Below are 16015 nucleotides of genomic sequence, written 5' to 3'. Positions count from 1 at the left end.
TATCCGAGAAGCGCCCTTCGACAGGCTCAGGGCTACGGTAAATATTCTAGGCGGTTTCGCGCTCCAGCGTTTCCAGCGCTTCGCTCGCTTCGACCCAACGCGCCTCGGCGGCCTCCTGCGCGGCGACGATCTTGCCGCGCCGCTGCGACAATTCGCTCATCGTCAGCCCCTTATATTCGTTCGCCGCGCCCGCCGGATCGAACATCGCGCGATCGATCGCAGTCAGCACGACCTCATATTTCGCCAGGTCGGCCTCGGCATCCGACACCGCCTTCTTGACCTTCGCCGCGGCTTCGCGCGCCGCCGCGGCGGCCTTGCGGTCTTCCTTGCGGTCGGCCTTCGAGCCCCCTCGCTCCTTCTCGGACGATTTGCCGAGGATGAAGGCGACATAATCGTCCATGCTGCCGTCGAAATCGCGCGCGGTGCCATTGTCGACGAGTACCAGCCGGTCGGCGGTGAGTTCGAGCATGTGACGGTCATGGCTGACGAGGATCACCGCGCCGTCGAAGCCGTTGAGCGCCTGCACCAGCGCCTCGCGCGCATCGACGTCGAGGTGGTTGGTCGGTTCGTCGAGGATCAGCATATGCGGCGCGTCGCGGGTGATCAGCGCCAGCGCCAGCCGCGCGCGCTCGCCGCCCGACAGCTTCGCCACCTGCGTCGTCGCCTTATTGCCCGAAAAGCCGAAGCGGCCGAGCTGCGCGCGCACCGCGCCCTGCGTCTTGCCCATCATCACCCGCGTCATATGTTCGAGCGGGGTGTCGCTGCCGTCGAGTTCCTCGACCTGATATTGGGTGAAATAGCCGACGCGCATCTTGCCCGTCGCCGCCATCGCACCGTCCATCGGCGTCAGCTGCGCCGCGAGCAGCCTTGCCAGCGTCGTCTTGCCATTGCCGTTGCGGCCCAAGAGCGCGATGCGGTCGTCGGGGTCGATGCGCAGGTTGAGCCGCTGCAGGATCGGTTTGCCCGGGGTATAGCCGACGCTCGCCAGGTCGAGTGTGATCAGCGGCGGGCGCAGCTCGTCGGGGCTCGGGAAATCGAACGCCAGGCTCGGATCTTCCGACAGCGCCGCGATCGGCTGCATCTTCGCGAGCTGCTTGGCGCGCGACTGCGCCTGTTTCGCGGTCGAGGCGCGCGCGCTGTTGCGTGCGACATAATCCTGGAGCTTGGCGCGCTGCGCGTCCTGCGCCGCTTTCGCGGCGGCGAGCTGCGCCGCGCGTTCGGCACGCTGGCGTTCGAAATCATCATAGCCGCCCGGATAAAGCGTCACCTTGCCGCCCTCGAGGTGCAGGATATGATCGACGACATTGTTGAGCAGATCGCGTTCGTGGCTGATCACGACAAGCTGGCCGGGATAGGATTTGAGGAAGCTTTCGAGCCACATCGTCGCTTCGAGGTCGAGGTGGTTCGAGGGTTCGTCGAGCAGCAGCAGGTCGGGGTTCGAGAAGAGCAGCGCCGCCAGCGCGACGCGCATCTTCCACCCGCCCGAGAAGCTGTCGAGCGGCTGGCCCTGCATATCCTCGTCGAAACCGAGTCCGATCAGGATGCGCGCGGCGCGCGCCGGCGCGGTGTAAGCGTCGATCGCGATCAGCCGCTCATGGATGTCGCCGAGCCGGTCGGGATCGGTCACCGTTTCGGATTGTTCGAGCAGCTCGGCGCGTTCGACATCGGCGGCGAGCACGGTGTCGAACGGCGTCGCGGTGCCGCTCGGCGCTTCCTGCGCGATATAGCCGACGCGCGTCTTGCGCGGCATTTCGATGCCGCCCTCGTCGGCCTCGAGCTGGCCGATCATCACTTTCATCAGCGTCGATTTGCCCGCCCCATTGCGTCCGATCAGCCCGGTGCGGCTGCGCGCGGGCAGGCTCGCCGTCGCGCGGTCGAGGATGGCGCGCCCGCCCAGGCGCACGGTGAGGGCATTGATCGTCAACATGGGCGCGCGCCTAGCATGTTGCGGCGCACAACCCAAGGGCCGGGGTGGCTTTCGGGGCAGGTTTGCGGCAAAACCGGACCATGACCGACCTCGCCCCCTTTCATATCGCCTTTCCCGTCGACGACCTCGACGCCGCGCGGCATTTCTATGGCACGATCCTCGGCTGCCCGGAGGGGCGCAACGACCCCGACTGGATCGACTTCAACCTCTATGGCCATCAGATCGTCGCGCACCGCGTCGATGCGAAGCGCGAGCGCCTCGCAGGCCATAACCCGGTCGACGGCCATGCCGTTCCCGTCCCGCATTTCGGCGTCGTCCTGCCGCCCGTCGCATGGCGCGCGCTCGCCGACCGGCTGTTGGCGCAGGGCGTCGCCTTCGCGATCGAACCACATACGCGCTTCGCGGGACAGCCCGGCGAGCAGTCGACGATGTTCTTTTACGACCCGGCGGGAAATGCGCTGGAGTTCAAGGCCTTCGCCGACCTGGGCCAGTTGTTCGCCAAATAGGGGCCGAGGCCGCGACCGGGCCACATGACGCTTGTACAGCTTGGCACAATTGGGCATCCCTTGGACTGCAAGGGGGCGCTGGATGAGTTCGGATTGGGACTCGCTGGTCAATGGAGTGGACCGTGAGGAGGTCTTGCCGGAGCATCTGGCACAGGCTTTCATGGATCGCGCCGTCCGAATCCATGCCCGCAAGGGCCAATTGCTGATCGCGCAGGGCAGCGACGCCGACGATGTTTACCTGATCATGCGCGGCAAGCTTCAGATTTCGCTGTTTTCAGCCAATGGCCGCGAAACCATCCTGCGCGATATGGGCCCCGGCCGGCTGGTCGGCGAAATGTCGGCGATCAGCGACATGCCGCGCTCGGCCAGCGCCACCGTTGTCGAGGACGGCGGCCTGTTCGGCCTGATGTCGGGAAGCGGGTTTCGCAGCTTCCTGCACGACGTGCCGGGCATGGGATATTGGATGGCGGTCCAGCTCGCGTCGCGGGTGCGCAACCTCACCGAAAAGGCGAGCGACCTCGCGACGCTGCCGGTCAGCGCGCGGCTCCAGAACGAACTGCTCCGCATCGCCATGGCGCAGGACGACGGCGGCGATCGCGCTATCATCTCGGCCTTGCCGACCCATGCCGACCTCGCGGCGCGCATCGGCACCCACCGCGAAGCGGTGACGCGCGAACTGCGGCTGCTGGCGCAGGAAGGCATCGTCGCCCAGTCCGGCCGGACCTTGACGATCACCTCGATCCCGCGGCTGCGCGCGACGCTGAAGCGGCTCACCCAATGACTGCCGGCGATCGCGGATCGCCGACGCCTCCCGCCCTCGCGAACCGCGACCAGGCCGGGCGCGGCCGACGCCGCCACCTGACGATCCTGTTCGCCGACCTGTCGGGCTCGACGCGCCTGTCTGCGGCGATGGAGCCCGAGATCTTCAGCGACCTCCTCGCCCGCCTGCGTGCGCTGTGCGCCGACGTCGCCGCGCGTCATGGCGGTGAGATCGTGCGCATCGACGGCGACGGCATGATCTGTATTTTCGGCCACCCGACGCCGGTCGAGGATGGCGGGCGCCGCGCGGCGGAGGCGGCGATCGACATCCATCACGGCGCCGCGCTCCTCGACGCCGAATTCGCTGCGGCCGATCGGCGCATCCGCATGCACAGCGGGGTCCATTCGGGGGTGGTGCTGGTCAGCACCGGCGACCTGGTGCGCGGGCGCTACGAAATCCTCGGCGACGCCACCAACCTCGCCGCGCATCTTTGCGAGCTGGCGGAACCCGGCGAAATCCTCGTCAGCGAGGCGGCGCTGGGCCCCGATCTCGGCTTTTTCCAGACCGGGCCGCGCCGGCTGGTCAGCCCGCGCGGCGCGCGCCAGCCGATGGGCGCCTATCGGGTCACCGGGCGGACCGAGGCGCCGCGCCGCTTCGACGCCTGGGCGCGGCGCAGCGTCGCGCCCTTCGCCGGACGCGAGGCCGAATTGTCGCGGCTTTTCGCCGCCCAATCGGCAGTCGAGGCCGGGCGCAAGGCGGCCCATGTCGTGGCGGGGGCGCCCGGCATGGGCAAGACGCGCCTCGTTTCGGAATTTCTCCTCCGCCTCTCCCAACGCGGTCGGCACGGCCATCGCGGCTATTGCGAAGCCTATCTGGGCGCCGCGTCGCTGCAACCCATCGGGCAGATCGTCGGTTCGATCCTTGTCCACGACCATGGCATCGCGCCGGCGCGGCTCGACACCCTGCTGGGCGCCCGCGATGCGGCGGCGCTGTCCTGGCTCGTGAGCGACGCCGACGGCGGCGCCCGCGACGCCGGTCCCGGGCTGGTCGAGCTGACCGCAGCGGTCCTGCGCCTGATCGATCTGCAACCCGCGCCGCTGACCTTTTGCATCGACGACTGGCAATGGGCCGACGACGCGAGCAAGGCGCTGTTCGGCGCGATCCTGCGCGACGCGCGGCGTCCGATCTTCGCGATATTGGCATCGCGCAGCCTCGATCCGATCGATAGCGCACCGATCGAAGCCGAGCAGCTTCGCCTGTCGCCGCTGACGTCGGACGAAGCGCGGCAGACGATCGGCCATATCCTCGCCGACCGCGACCTCCCCCAACCGTCGCGCTTTCTGGTCGACCGGATCGTCGAGCGCGCCGGCGGATGCCCGCTGTTCATCGAGGAGCTGAGCCACGCCGCGCAAGAGAATGACCTCGAACATGTGGCGAGCCATGGCGGGCTCTGGCTCGATTCGCTGATCCAGTCGCGGTTCGCCGCCATGCCCGATGAGCTCGCCGCGATCGTCACGACCGCCTCGGTCATCGGCCATATGATCCCCCGCCGCCTTCTGGAGGGGGTCACCGGGCGCGCCATCGACGATGCGCTGGTGGCGCGGCTCAGCGACGCCGATTTCATCTATCCCGGCGAATTGCCCGACACCTTGCGGTTCAAGCACGGCCTCACCCGCGACGCGATCTATCGCGTCGTCGGGCTGGACGAGCGGCGCGGACTGCACGCGCGGGTGGTCGAGTGGCTGCTGGCCCCCGGCGAGGCGGCGGCGGGTCCCGGCGAGTTCGAGCTGCTTTCCTATCATTGCGCGGCCAGCGGCGACATCGTGCGCGCGGCGTCCTTCGCGATGGCCGCCGGCCACCGCGCGATGGCCGCATCGGCGCTCGATCGCGCCCAGGCGCAATATCTGGCGGCCTTTCAGGCCTATAAGGCGCTCGCCGGCCCCGCCGATTCGCCCGTCCCGCTCGCCGATGTCGTCGCCAGCTACGGCCGCGCCTGCGTCGTCGACCCGTCGCGCGACCAGACACCCTATCTGCAGGAAATGGTCGCGATGGCGCGCGAGGACCGCGATGCGAAGGCACTCGCGCTCGCCCTCTATTGGCTCGGGTCGATCCGCTACGGCCTCGGCGAGGCCGGGGCGTCGATCGCCCTGTTGTCGGAGGCGCTGCCGATCGCGCGCGACCGGTTTTGGCCCGGCCTGGCGGCGCAGATCGGCGCGGGGCTGGGACAAAGCTGGTTCGATGCGGGTCAGTGCGCGCGCGCCGAAACCCTGCTCGACGAAGCGATCGCGGCGATGGCGGCGAATCTGTCGCCACCGATGATGCCCGCCTATCTGTATGCGATCGGCGATCGGGCGCAGATTTTTGCCGAGCGCGGCGACTTTGGCGAAGCCGAGCGCGGCTTTGCCGATGTGACCGCCATCATCGGCGACGACCAGCCGGCGGTCCTCTGTTCGTTGCTGACGAAACGCGCGGGCGCGTGCATCTGGAAAGGCGATTATGCGGGTGCGCTGGCCTTCGCAAACGCTGCGGAAAGCCACGGACTGCGCGACCATTCGCGGATCAATGTGATGATCGCCCAGGCGCTCGGCGGCTATGCAACCTTCCTCATCGGCGAAAGCGACTGCGACGCGGCGGCGGCGCGGCTGGTCGATGCGGTCAAATGGCTGGAGGCCGCGTCGCACGGCCATCGGATTTCGCTCTTCTATGGCTGGGCGAGCGACGCGATGGCGACGCTGGGCGACGTCGCGGCGACGCGCCACTTCGCCGCGCGCGCCTTCCGCCGGTCGCGCGTCGGCGACGGTTTTGGCGAAGGATCCGCAGCGCGGGCGCTGGCGCGCCTCGCCCCCGGCCGCGCCGGCCGGCGCGGGGCGGACGCCTATCTGGCGATCGCCTATCGTTCGGCCGACCGCCGCGATTCGCCGCGCGCGCGCGCCGAAACCTCGCTATGCGAGGCGGAAATCGCCCTGGCCGCCGGGGATGAAGCGCGTGCCCGCCAATGCGGCGGCGTCGCCCTCGACGCCTTTCGCACGATGGACATGCGCCCGCATATCGGCCGCGCCGAAACGCTGCTCGGCGCTATTTCCAGTCGCTGACCCGGACGATCAACCCCGCCGGCTGCGCCTGGATGCGCCCGGCGTCGAGCAGCGCCGCAACGATCCCCAGCATCGCCCCCATCGCCAGTTTCCGGCCGGGACAGGCGTGGACGGGAGCGTCGTCTTCCCCCCGTTCGCCGCCGAAGATCACCGTCACGCCCTCGGCGAGCTTGCCGGGTTCGGTGGCCTCGCGCGAAATCGCCCATTGCGTCGCGCTCGCCAGGGGCAGGATGACGTGCGTGCCGTTCGCGATCGGCAGTTCTTCGGTCCGGGGCTCATCTTGCGGACTGCGGACCGAACGTTCGATGGTGACCGGATCCTCGTCGGTCCCGCCCTTGCACGTCCGATAGAGAAGCTCGGGCGACGGCCGTTTGCACAGCGCCACCGACAAGGGATGCAACAGGGCGCGCTTCGCCGCCGCAAAATCGGCGCACCCATCGCCCGCGGCCCGCCGCAGCGCGGCCTGGTGCCGCCACAGGGTCCGTTCGTTCAACCAGTCGAAGAATATGCCCTGCAAATTGCCCAAGGTCGGCGGCGTCGCGCCCAGCATGATGCCGATCACATTCCGCGCCGCCAGTTCCTTGGTCATCCCCGGCAAGGCGAATATCTGGCTGCTGATCAGGCCCGGCACCTTGTCGATGCCCACTTCGTCAAAATATTTTGTGGCAAACAGCTTGCCCGCCCGGCGGATCGCGCGGCCATGATCCGTCGCCAGCGCTTCCGACACCCGGTTGAAGCGCGGGTAAAAGGCGTGGCGCGATGGCGACAGGCAGTCGCCGGGGCACAGGGGTTTGCGATCCGACGCCGCATTCCAATCCCAGTCGCCCGGCGCCATGAACTCGGCGGGCTGCCCGCCCTGGCCGTCCTCGACAAAGCCGCCGTCGGGCAAGCCGAACCAATGGCGATTCACCCGGGCCAGCGCCGGTGCGAGATATTCGCGGCGCAGCTCCATCTTGAATTCGGGCGTCCCGCCCGGCGGCTTCATGCCCAGCTGGATTTCGGTATGATGACGGTCCTCGGCGTCCTTGATCAGCCAGTCGAGCACCGCCTTGCCCGCCGCATAGCCATGGTCATAACCATCGGCATAGCTATAGGCGTCGATGATCGCGTTGGTCTCGGTCGATTCCGTCCAATAATCCGATTCCAGTTCCGCGTTCGCGTAAATGTCATCGGGCTGTTCGGCCACATAGATGGGACCGCTCGTGTCCCACAAACGGCCGAATTGTTCCTCGACGGTGAAATGTTGATAGTCGCGCAGCACATGAAAAATCATGTCGCGCGATCCCGCGATCGCGGCGGCGACGCGCGTCTTCTGATCGTCGTCCTTGTCCCCGTCGGGGTCGCCGAACAGACCCTTGGCGATGCCGCCCTCCACCGCGACGATGCCCCCCCACCACCAGCGGATCGCCGCGTAGATATCGGGCGTGATATCGCGCTGGCTGATGTCCTTGATGTCGAAATCCTCCAGCACGCGCTTCCATTCGGCGGCGGCGACGCCGGGTGCCGACGTCGCCAGCCGTTGCAGGCGGTCGAACACCTCTTTGCCGCTGTTCTCGAGCGGCTCGTCGAGCTCGTAAAAGACGCGGTCGGTCTCCGCGATGGTCGCGAGGGCGGTCCGCGAGGGCACGAACAGATACAGCCCCCACTCCAGACGGACGAACGGTTCGGCGATCGGCGTCCGTACCACCCGTCCACCGACCTCGAAGCGATAGGTCCGTTGCCCGTCGGGGCGCGGCGCCGTTCCGGTCAGCGGGTCGTTGTTCGCGGAGGCGACGCCGGTGCTGTTGCCGCCGTTCAGCCAGCGCTGGATCGTTTCATATTGTTCCGAAATGCTGGCGGCATAGGCCATGAACATCAGGCCGCGAGGTTCGTCCGCGTTCCCCGGCGCGTAGCGCGAACCATAGGTCATGCCGGCGCGCAACAGGCGCGGTGATGGGCGGTCATGTTCGACGACGCGCGGATTGGCGCGGCGAATGTGCGCGGCAAAGGGGCAGCGCAGCCCCTCTGTGTCCGCTGCATAATCGAAATCATTATAGTCGGGCGCCGCCGGATCGACGAGCGAAGGGCCGTCGGGATGGCGGCCCAGCAGCTTGGCGATCAGGGCCTTTTCATCGCCGCCGGTGACCCCGCAATTGGCTTTCTTGAACCGCTCGAACGCCGCGACATCCTGGCTCATCTTGCGAATGACCAGATAGCTTCCGTCCCGCTGCAAGCGGCGCGCCTTACGCCGCGCCGCTTTGCCATTGTCGAGCCGCCGATTGTCCGACGTCCGGTTGGTCGTTTCGCGGTCTTCGGGGGCATAGTCGCCCTTGTCATTGCCATAACCGCAGAGGAGTTCGCCCAGTCGGACATCGTCGCGTTTCGCCCCCACCCGTTGCGCCGGGTCGGGTTCGGCATCGACGGCCGGGCGCGGCTGGCTGAAATTGTCTCGCAGGCCGAAATGGTCGCGAAAATGGCCGTCCGGATCATATTGATTTTCCAGCGTCTCGCGCGCGATCAGCGACACGCCATGGTCCGCCGCGAGCGCGGCCAACCGGCAAATGTCGCAATCGACCGCTTGCCCGCCATCGTCGACGGCGGCGACATGACGCAGCGTGATGACCAGATCGACTTCTTCCATCTCGACCGGCGGACGCGGCAACGCTGCGGGCGAGGTCGGTGGCCAGTTGCGTTCGGGCAGCCGCCAGTTGCGCGGATGATTGTCCCACACGTCGCCGAGTTGCGGCGCGCGGATATGCAGGCCTTCGCGAAACTCCTTGGGAAAGGCGTCGAGCGTCGCGCGCGAAATCGCCAGCCGCTCGAGGCCCGTCGCGGTGAAGCCGATCGTGCGGTACAGCCCGTCCGCCGGTTCCGCATCGTCGCCTTCAAAACTCAATTCGCCCGCCGCGAGCAGCGCGCCGACAAAAGCGGCCGCACGCCGGTGATCGCCGACCGTCATCAGCAACAGCGCGCCGTGCCGCAGCTTCGCGTTCGCGCCGACCTGGCCCGGACGCGAGAGAATGCCGCGTTGTACTTCGCCATGATCGAATATCGGGTCGGCAGTTTGCGGCCGCTGCGACGGAAAAGCGTTCGCGCCGCTCGCGAACCACTCGATCAGCGGACGAAAGCGTTGGAGAGCGGCCTTTTGGGCGGCGATCGCGGCGCACTCCTCCTCGCTCCGGTCGCGGGGGCAGTCGGGCGCATTCAGCAGCCACATCAGCGGCCCATAATCCCAACCTTCCAGGATACGGTGCACCGCCCTTTGCAGCAGATAGGCCTCGGACGCGAGCTGCCCGGGGCGATGGGCGCCCGCGAGCGGGGGATAATAATCCGCGAGGCGATAAAAGACCCCGAGCGCCTCAAGCGCCAGCCGGTTCGCGTTCAGCGGATCGGCGCGGCGGACGTCCTCGGCATCGAGCGCCGGATTGCGGAGCGCCATCCGGGCGACCGCCTGGTCGCCGGTTACGCCATTTGTGACGGCCGCCCCCGGATCGCACTCGCGCTGCACCCGTTCCAGCTTGCGCAAGTACAGCTGGTCCTGAACGGTCACCCCGGTCGTCGCGAAAAAGACGGCGCTGTCGACCTGGGCGCTGCGCACCCAGTTGATATAGTCGGAATAGCTATTGTCTGCGGCAAAGACATAACCGTCGCAATTGGCGAAGAGCAGGTCGAGCAACGGCCCCAATGGCCGCCAGATCAGCCGCATATAGGGCTCCCAGACGCCGTCGAACGTCGCGATCAGATAGAAATAGCGGCGCGCGGTCAGGCCAAGCCCGGGGTCGGTCTGCAACAGGTCATTGTCGATGATCCCTGCCTTGAAATCGAGCAGCGACAGGATGCGTTCCGACGCGTCGGCAAAGGGCACGACATTTTCATATTCGCGCGCGGTGACGCGGATGTCGTTGAGCGCCTCCGAAATGATCCGCAGCCGCGTGGCATAGGTGACGGGTTCATAGGCCTCGATAAAGCCTTCCCTGATCGGCGCCATGATCACCAGGTCATTGATGCCGTCGAGTATCTTGCTCGAAACTTCGCGTGCCATGCCCGCCCTCCTCGCCGCCCGATCATCGAGGAATGACATGGGCCCCGCGCGCGAACAATCGGGGCGCACCGCAATGTGCGAAAAATCACAGCGTGTCCGGGGGCTTGTCGCTGGCCGGGTCGGGACGATCGGCGATAAGGACGGCGCAGGAGAATATGATGACGCTGATCTTCATTCACGGAATTGCGATGGATCCCGATCCCGCCCAAGCGGGCGCGATCGAGGCGTCGTGGCGCGCCGCACTGGCGAGGCGCGACCGCGACGGCCGCATCGACGCCCAGCCGCGCCAGCTGGCCTATTATGCCGACATCCTGCACAAATACCGCCCGGGCCTCACCATGGCGCACGGCGCCGCGGCGCCGGAACGCCCGCCCGGCGACGAGGCGCTGCAAGCCGAATTGCTCTCCGAAATCATCGCGTCGATCGACCATGGCGCGCTCGGGCTCGTCGATATCGGGCTGGCCGCGCCAGCCAGCGCCGCAGCGCCGCGCGGCGCCGAACGGCTGGGGCCGATCAGCGACTATCTGCCGCGGCTGCCCGCCGACCTGATCGCCCTGATCGGGCGCTTCCTGCGTCAGGCCGATCTCTATTTCACCAACCGCGAGGCCGCCGCCGAAATCGACGCACGCGTCCTCGCAACGCTCGAGCCCGCGCTGGCGGCGGGCCAGCGCCCGATCATCATCGCCCATTCGCTCGGCAGCGTCATCGCCTGCAAGCTGCTCGCGGCGATGTCCGGCCGATGGCCCGCCGACCAGGTGCCGCAGCTCATCACCATGGGATCGCCGCTCGCGCTGGCGGCGATCCGGCGGCGGCTTCCGCCCCCCTTCGGACGGCCGGCGATCGCGGCCGAATGGCGAAACTATTATGCCACCACCGATTTCGTCGCCGGCGGCCAGGGCATTCCGGCGGGCGGCGACGCGCGGATCGTCAACCACCAGCGCCGCGGCATGCCTTTTCCGTATCATCTGCCCGAGGATTATCTGGACAATGCGGCGCTCGCCGACCATCTGGCGGCGACGCTGCCCTGAGCGGCGGCCGCGCGAACGACAGGCAAAGAAAAAGCCCGCCAACCGAACGGTCTGGCGGGCTTGTTGTTGGTTGCGGGAGTAGGATTTGAACCTACGACCTTCAGGTTATGAGCCTGACGAGCTACCGGGCTGCTCCATCCCGCGCCACCAATATACGGCCATGGGCCGTTAAACAGCAAAAGGCCGGCATTTCTGCCGGCCTCTAACTTTGCGAATGGGCTTTTTCTACAATTTCGACCATACGCCGGCTGCAATGCCTGGCGACGTCCTACTCTTCCGGGGCTTGAGCCACAGTACCATCGGCGCTGTCAGGTTTCACGGCCGAGTTCGAGATGGGATCGGGTGGGTCACTGACGCCATGGTCACCAAGCAATGAAGCCGGCGTAGGTCAAAATTGGGTTCAATCGATGCCCGTGCAATATGGACTGTTTCTACAATCATCCACTTCGCGGACAATCCTACAGGACTGTCGTTGATGGTGGGACTCTTAAGTGCGAATAGAGCAATTAGTATCGGTTAGCTCCACGCGTTACCGCGCTTCTACATCCGATCTATCAACGTGGTGGTCTTCCACGGCTCTGTGAAATCTTATCTTGAGGGAGGCTTCCCGCTTAGATGCTTTCAGCGGTTATCCCGTCCATACATAGCTACCCTGCTGCGCGGCTGGCGCCACGACAGGTACACCAGAGGTATGTTCAACCCGGTCCTCTCGTACTAGGGTCAACTCCTCTCAAATTTCGACGCCCACGGCAGATAGGGACCAAACTGTCTCACGACGTTCTGAACCCAGCTCACGTACCACTTTAATTGGCGAACAGCCAAACCCTTGGGACCTGCTCCAGCCCCAGGATGTGATGAGCCGACATCGAGGTGCCAAACGATTCCGTCGATATGAGCTCTTGGGAATCATCAGCCTGTTATCCCCGGCGTACCTTTTATCCGTTGAGCGATGGCCCTTCCACTCGGGACCACCGGATCACTATGACCGACTTTCGTCTCTGCTCGACTCGTCAGTCTCGCAGTCAGGCAGGCTTATGCCATTGCACTCTTGCAGACGGTTTCCAACCGTCCTGAGCCTACCATCGCGCGCCTCCGTTACTCTTTAGGAGGCGACCGCCCCAGTCAAACTACCCGCCACAGAGGGTCCCTGATCCAGTTTCATGGATCGAGGTTAGACATCAGAAAACAACAGGGTGGTATTTCACCTATGGCTCCACACCGGCTGGCGCCAGTGCTTCAAAGCCTCCCACCTATGCTACACAGTTCTTTCCTAATGCCACTCTGAAGCTGCAGTAAAGGTGCACGGGGTCTTTCCGTCTAACCGCGGGTACTCCGCATCTTCACGGAGAATTCAATTTCGCTGAGCATCTCCTGGAGACAGTGGGGAAGTCGTTACGCCATTCGTGCAGGTCGGAACTTACCCGACAAGGAATTTCGCTACCTTAGGACCGTTATAGTTACGGCCGCCGTTTACCTGGGCTTCATTTCGCAGCTTGCACCACTCCACTTAACCTTCAGGCACCGGGCAGGCGTCAGGCCCTATACGTCGTCTTGAAGCCGACTTAGCAGAGCCCTGTGTTTTTGCTAAACAGTCGCTACCCCCTGGCCTGTGCCCCCCACAACTGGTTGCCCAGAAGTGGGGCCTCCTTCTTCCGAAGGTACGGAGGCAATTTGCCGAGTTCCTTCAGGAGACTTCTCTCAAGCGCCTTGGTATACTCTACCATCCCACCTGTGTCGGTTTAGGGTACGGTCTATAATGGAGGGGCTATTTCCTGGAACCTCTTCAAAGCCTGACCAATCCAATAAGGTCAGACAATTTACGAGATCCGTCACACACCTCCAGGCCCACGAATATTAACGTGGTTCCCATCGACTACCCCCTTCGGGCTCGTCTTAGGGGCCGGCTTACCCTGCTCAGATTAGCTTTAAGCAGGAACCCTTGGGATTTCGGCGAGAGGGCATCTCACCCTCTTTATCGCTACTCATGTCAGCATTCGCACTTCCGATACCTCCACGACCCATTACCAGATCGCTTCATCAGCCTACGGAACGCTCCGCTACCGCGTGTCTTGCGACACACCCTAAGCTTCGGTGCACGTCTTGAGCCCCGTTACATTTTCGCCGCAGGAACCCTTATTTAGACCAGTGAGCTGTTACGCTTTCTTTAAAGGATGGCTGCTTCTAAGCCAACCTCCTGGTTGTTTTGGGATTCCCACATGCTTTACCACTTAGACGTGACTTGGGGACCTTAGCTGTAGGTCAGGGCTGTTTCCCTTTTGACGACGGACCTTAGCACCCGCCGTCTGTCTGCCAGATATTACTCATGGGTATTCGGAGTTTGGTTAGAATTGGTAGATCTCGCGACCCCCGCATCCATCCAGTGCTCTACCCCCCATGGTATTCGTCTGACGCTCTACCTCAATAGATTTCGCGGAGAACCAGCTATTTCCCGGTTTGATTGGCCTTTCACCCCTAAACACAACTCATCCGACAATTTTTCAACATTGAACGGTTCGGCCCTCCAGTGCGTGTTACCGCACCTTCAGCCTGGTCATGCCTAGATCACCGGGTTTCGGGTCTAATGCAACAAACTCATTCGCCCTATTCAGACTCGCTTTCGCTGCGCCTACACCTAACGGCTTAAGCTTGCTTGTTACACTAAGTCACTGACCCATTATGCAAGAGGTACGCAGTCAGGCCTCAAGGGCCCTCCTACTGCTTGTAGGCGTTCGGTTTCAGGTACTGTTTCACTCCCCTCATCGGGGTGCTTTTCACCTTTCCCTCACGGTACTAGTTCACTATCGGTCATACAGGAGTACTTAGGCTTAGAGGGTGGTCCCCCTACGTTCAGACAGGATTACACGTGTCCCGCCCTACTCATATCCTTCGACATCACTTTCGCATACGGGGCTGTCACCCACTATGGCGCTCCTTTCCAGAAGCTTCTGCTAGTTGAATCAAAGGCATTGGCCTGGTCCGCGTTCGCTCGCCACTACTAACGGAGTCTCTGTTGATGTCCTTTCCTCCAGGTACTGAGATGTTTCAGTTCCCCGGGTTCGCTTCACCAAAGCTATTTTATTCACTTCGGTGATACCCTTCCCATTTAACCTTCGTTGTCGACAAGTCGGCAGCGAAATTAAATGGTGAGGGTGGGTTTCCCCATTCGGAAATCGTTGGATCAAAGCTTGCTCACAGCTCCCCAACGCTTATCGCAGCGTGCCACGTCCTTCATCGCCTCTGTATGCCAAGGCATTCACCAAACGCCCTTACCTCACACTTGAGAGTCCACACCACCAACGACAATCCTGACGCTCCCGCGGTGGGAACGACATTCAGCGCCGCAAATGATGCAGATGATTGTTTTCTTTCTCAGCCAAATATTACATGCGTTGATCGTCTTGACCCGATCGGCGGCGAACCGCTTCTCTGCAGTCAATCGAACCAGCGCGGCATCGATTGAAAAACCCATTCACAATGTCAAAGTGCCGATGAACGAGGCCGAAGCCTCATCAAAATCCATCCGAGGATGGAAACTTATGTCTTCATTTCTGGAAAAAACACGACTGGTGGAGCCTATCGGGATCGAACCGATGACCTGATGCTTGCAAAGCAACCGCTCTCCCAGCTGAGCTAAGGCCCCCAACCATGTCGCAGCGATGCGGGAATGGTGGGCCGAGTAGGAGTTGAACCTACGACCTCACGCTTATCAGGCGTGCGCTCTAACCACCTGAGCTACCGGCCCCCGCATCAACCCGAACCAAGCCCAATAGGGCTAGCGTCGGGCTAGCGAGGCCAGCTCGGGTGCACATCTCTCCCGAAGAAGAGACATGTTCCAGAATGAAGGGACATGAGGACGGCGGCAATGTTCTTAGAATTCAATGGAAGCTCTTCCCTGGTCTAGCCAAGGCGCTTTCCGTCGAAATCCTTAGAAAGGAGGTGATCCAGCCGCAGGTTCCCCTACGGCTACCTTGTTACGACTTCACCCCAGTCGCTGATCCCACCGTGGTCAGCTTCCTCCCTTGCGGGTTAGAGCACTGCCTTCGGGTGAAACCAACTCCCATGGTGTGACGGGCGGTGTGTACAAGGCCTGGGAACGTATTCACCGCGGCATGCTGATCCGCGATTACTAGCGATTCCGCCTTCATGCTCTCGAGTTGCAGAGAACAATCCGAACTGAGACGGCTTTTGGAGATTAGCTACCGGTCGCCCGGTTGCTGCCCACTGTCACCGCCATTGTAGCACGTGTGTAGCCCAGCGCGTAAGGGCCATGAGGACTTGACGTCATCCCCACCTTCCTCCGGCTTATCACCGGCAGTTTCCTTAGAGTGCCCAACTGAATGATGGCAACTAGGGATGAGGGTTGCGCTCGTTGCGGGACTTAACCCAACATCTCACGACACGAGCTGACGACAGCCATGCAGCACCTGTCACTGATCCAGCCGAACTGAAGGAAAAGATCTCTCTAATCCGCGATCAGGATGTCAAACGCTGGTAAGGTTCTGCGCGTTGCTTCGAATTAAACCACATGCTCCACCGCTTGTGCAGGCCCCCGTCAATTCCTTTGAGTTTTAATCTTGCGACCGTACTCCCCAGGCGGATAACTTAATGCGTTAGCTGCGCCACCCAAGCTCTATGAGCCCGGACAGCTAGTTATCATCGTTTACGGCGTGGACTACCAGGG

The 16015-nt window shown here is 63.7% G+C and carries 7 protein-coding genes, 3 tRNA genes and 3 rRNA genes; 5 read left to right on the top strand and 8 right to left on the bottom strand.

All coding sequences use genetic code 11. The features are described from left to right. Positions 1-46 precede the first annotated feature (46 nt). Positions 47-1927: an ABC-F family ATP-binding cassette domain-containing protein gene (locus tag ACREB7_RS17740; protein ID WP_431593604.1), complete on the bottom strand. Its 1881-nt coding sequence runs from the start codon at positions 1925-1927 to the stop codon at positions 47-49. Positions 1928-2007: 80 nt separating this feature from the next. Between ACREB7_RS17740 and ACREB7_RS17735 the strand changes: the two genes are divergently transcribed. The 3 genes from ACREB7_RS17735 (at position 2008) to ACREB7_RS17725 (ending at position 6285) form a co-directional block, all read left to right on the top strand. After that, positions 2008-2433: a VOC family protein gene (locus ACREB7_RS17735; protein ID WP_431593603.1), complete on the top strand. Its 426-nt coding sequence runs from the start codon at positions 2008-2010 to the stop codon at positions 2431-2433. Between the two features lie 82 nt (positions 2434-2515). Further along, entirely contained in the window at positions 2516-3214 is a 699-nt protein-coding gene (locus ACREB7_RS17730; RefSeq protein ID WP_431593602.1) for a Crp/Fnr family transcriptional regulator, read from the top strand. Further along, positions 3211-6285 (top strand): ATP-binding protein, encoded by a 3075-nt coding sequence (locus ACREB7_RS17725; RefSeq protein ID WP_431593601.1) that lies wholly within the window; start codon positions 3211-3213, stop codon positions 6283-6285. Before ACREB7_RS17730 ends, ACREB7_RS17725 begins: the two co-directional genes overlap by 4 nt. On the opposite strand, the gene ACREB7_RS17720 is transcribed toward ACREB7_RS17725, so the two are convergent. Then, a complete protein-coding gene (locus tag ACREB7_RS17720; protein WP_431593600.1) occupies positions 6269-10306 on the bottom strand; it encodes a Dyp-type peroxidase in 4038 nt (1345 codons plus the stop codon). The genes ACREB7_RS17725 and ACREB7_RS17720 overlap by 17 nt on opposite strands. A 158-nt stretch (positions 10307-10464) precedes the next feature. Between ACREB7_RS17720 and ACREB7_RS17715 the strand changes: the two genes are divergently transcribed. Continuing rightward, positions 10465-11334, top strand: coding sequence for a hypothetical protein (locus tag ACREB7_RS17715; protein ID WP_431593599.1), 870 nt, complete (start codon positions 10465-10467; stop codon positions 11332-11334). Positions 11335-11401: 67 nt separating this feature from the next. Here the strand turns inward: ACREB7_RS17715 and ACREB7_RS17710 are convergent. The 3 genes from ACREB7_RS17710 to ACREB7_RS17700 form a co-directional block, all read right to left on the bottom strand. Beyond that, a tRNA-Met gene (locus tag ACREB7_RS17710) sits at positions 11402-11478 on the bottom strand. Between the two features lie 111 nt (positions 11479-11589). Next, a 5S ribosomal RNA gene (gene rrf / locus ACREB7_RS17705) occupies positions 11590-11704 on the bottom strand. Positions 11705-11821: 117 nt separating this feature from the next. Then, positions 11822-14613 (bottom strand): 23S ribosomal RNA (locus tag ACREB7_RS17700). 65 nt (positions 14614-14678) lie between these two features. Between ACREB7_RS17700 and ACREB7_RS17695 the strand changes: the two genes are divergently transcribed. After that, a complete protein-coding gene (locus ACREB7_RS17695; RefSeq protein ID WP_431593598.1) occupies positions 14679-14933 on the top strand; it encodes a hypothetical protein in 255 nt (84 codons plus the stop codon). On the opposite strand, the gene ACREB7_RS17690 is transcribed toward ACREB7_RS17695, so the two are convergent. The 3 genes from ACREB7_RS17690 to ACREB7_RS17680 form a co-directional block, all read right to left on the bottom strand. After that, positions 14899-14974 (bottom strand) — tRNA-Ala (locus ACREB7_RS17690). The two genes, ACREB7_RS17695 and ACREB7_RS17690, sit on opposite strands and share 35 nt — an antisense overlap. Before the next feature lie 25 nt (positions 14975-14999). Beyond that, positions 15000-15076, bottom strand: a tRNA-Ile gene (locus tag ACREB7_RS17685). 187 nt (positions 15077-15263) lie between these two features. Continuing rightward, positions 15264-16015: ribosomal RNA gene (locus ACREB7_RS17680) — 16S ribosomal RNA — on the bottom strand; the annotation flags it as partial.

This window comes from Sphingopyxis sp. (assembly GCF_050725615.1).
Classification (GTDB): Bacteria; Pseudomonadota; Alphaproteobacteria; order Sphingomonadales; family Sphingomonadaceae; genus Sphingopyxis.
This window is presented reverse-complemented; position numbering and strand designations above follow the sequence as displayed.

Bases quoted from the DNA above. Each gene is read 5' to 3' on its own strand.
- ACREB7_RS17740 (WP_431593604.1), bottom strand. From the start codon at position 1,927: ATGTTGACGATCAATGCCCTCACCGTGCGCCTGGGCGGGCGCGCCATC.
- ACREB7_RS17735 (WP_431593603.1), top strand. From the start codon at position 2,008: ATGACCGACCTCGCCCCCTTTCATATCGCCTTTCCCGTCGACGACCTC.
- ACREB7_RS17730 (WP_431593602.1), top strand. From the start codon at position 2,516: ATGAGTTCGGATTGGGACTCGCTGGTCAATGGAGTGGACCGTGAGGAG.
- ACREB7_RS17725 (WP_431593601.1), top strand. From the start codon at position 3,211: ATGACTGCCGGCGATCGCGGATCGCCGACGCCTCCCGCCCTCGCGAAC.
- ACREB7_RS17720 (WP_431593600.1), bottom strand. From the start codon at position 10,306: ATGGCACGCGAAGTTTCGAGCAAGATACTCGACGGCATCAATGACCTG.
- ACREB7_RS17715 (WP_431593599.1), top strand. From the start codon at position 10,465: ATGACGCTGATCTTCATTCACGGAATTGCGATGGATCCCGATCCCGCC.
- ACREB7_RS17695 (WP_431593598.1), top strand. From the start codon at position 14,679: ATGATGCAGATGATTGTTTTCTTTCTCAGCCAAATATTACATGCGTTG.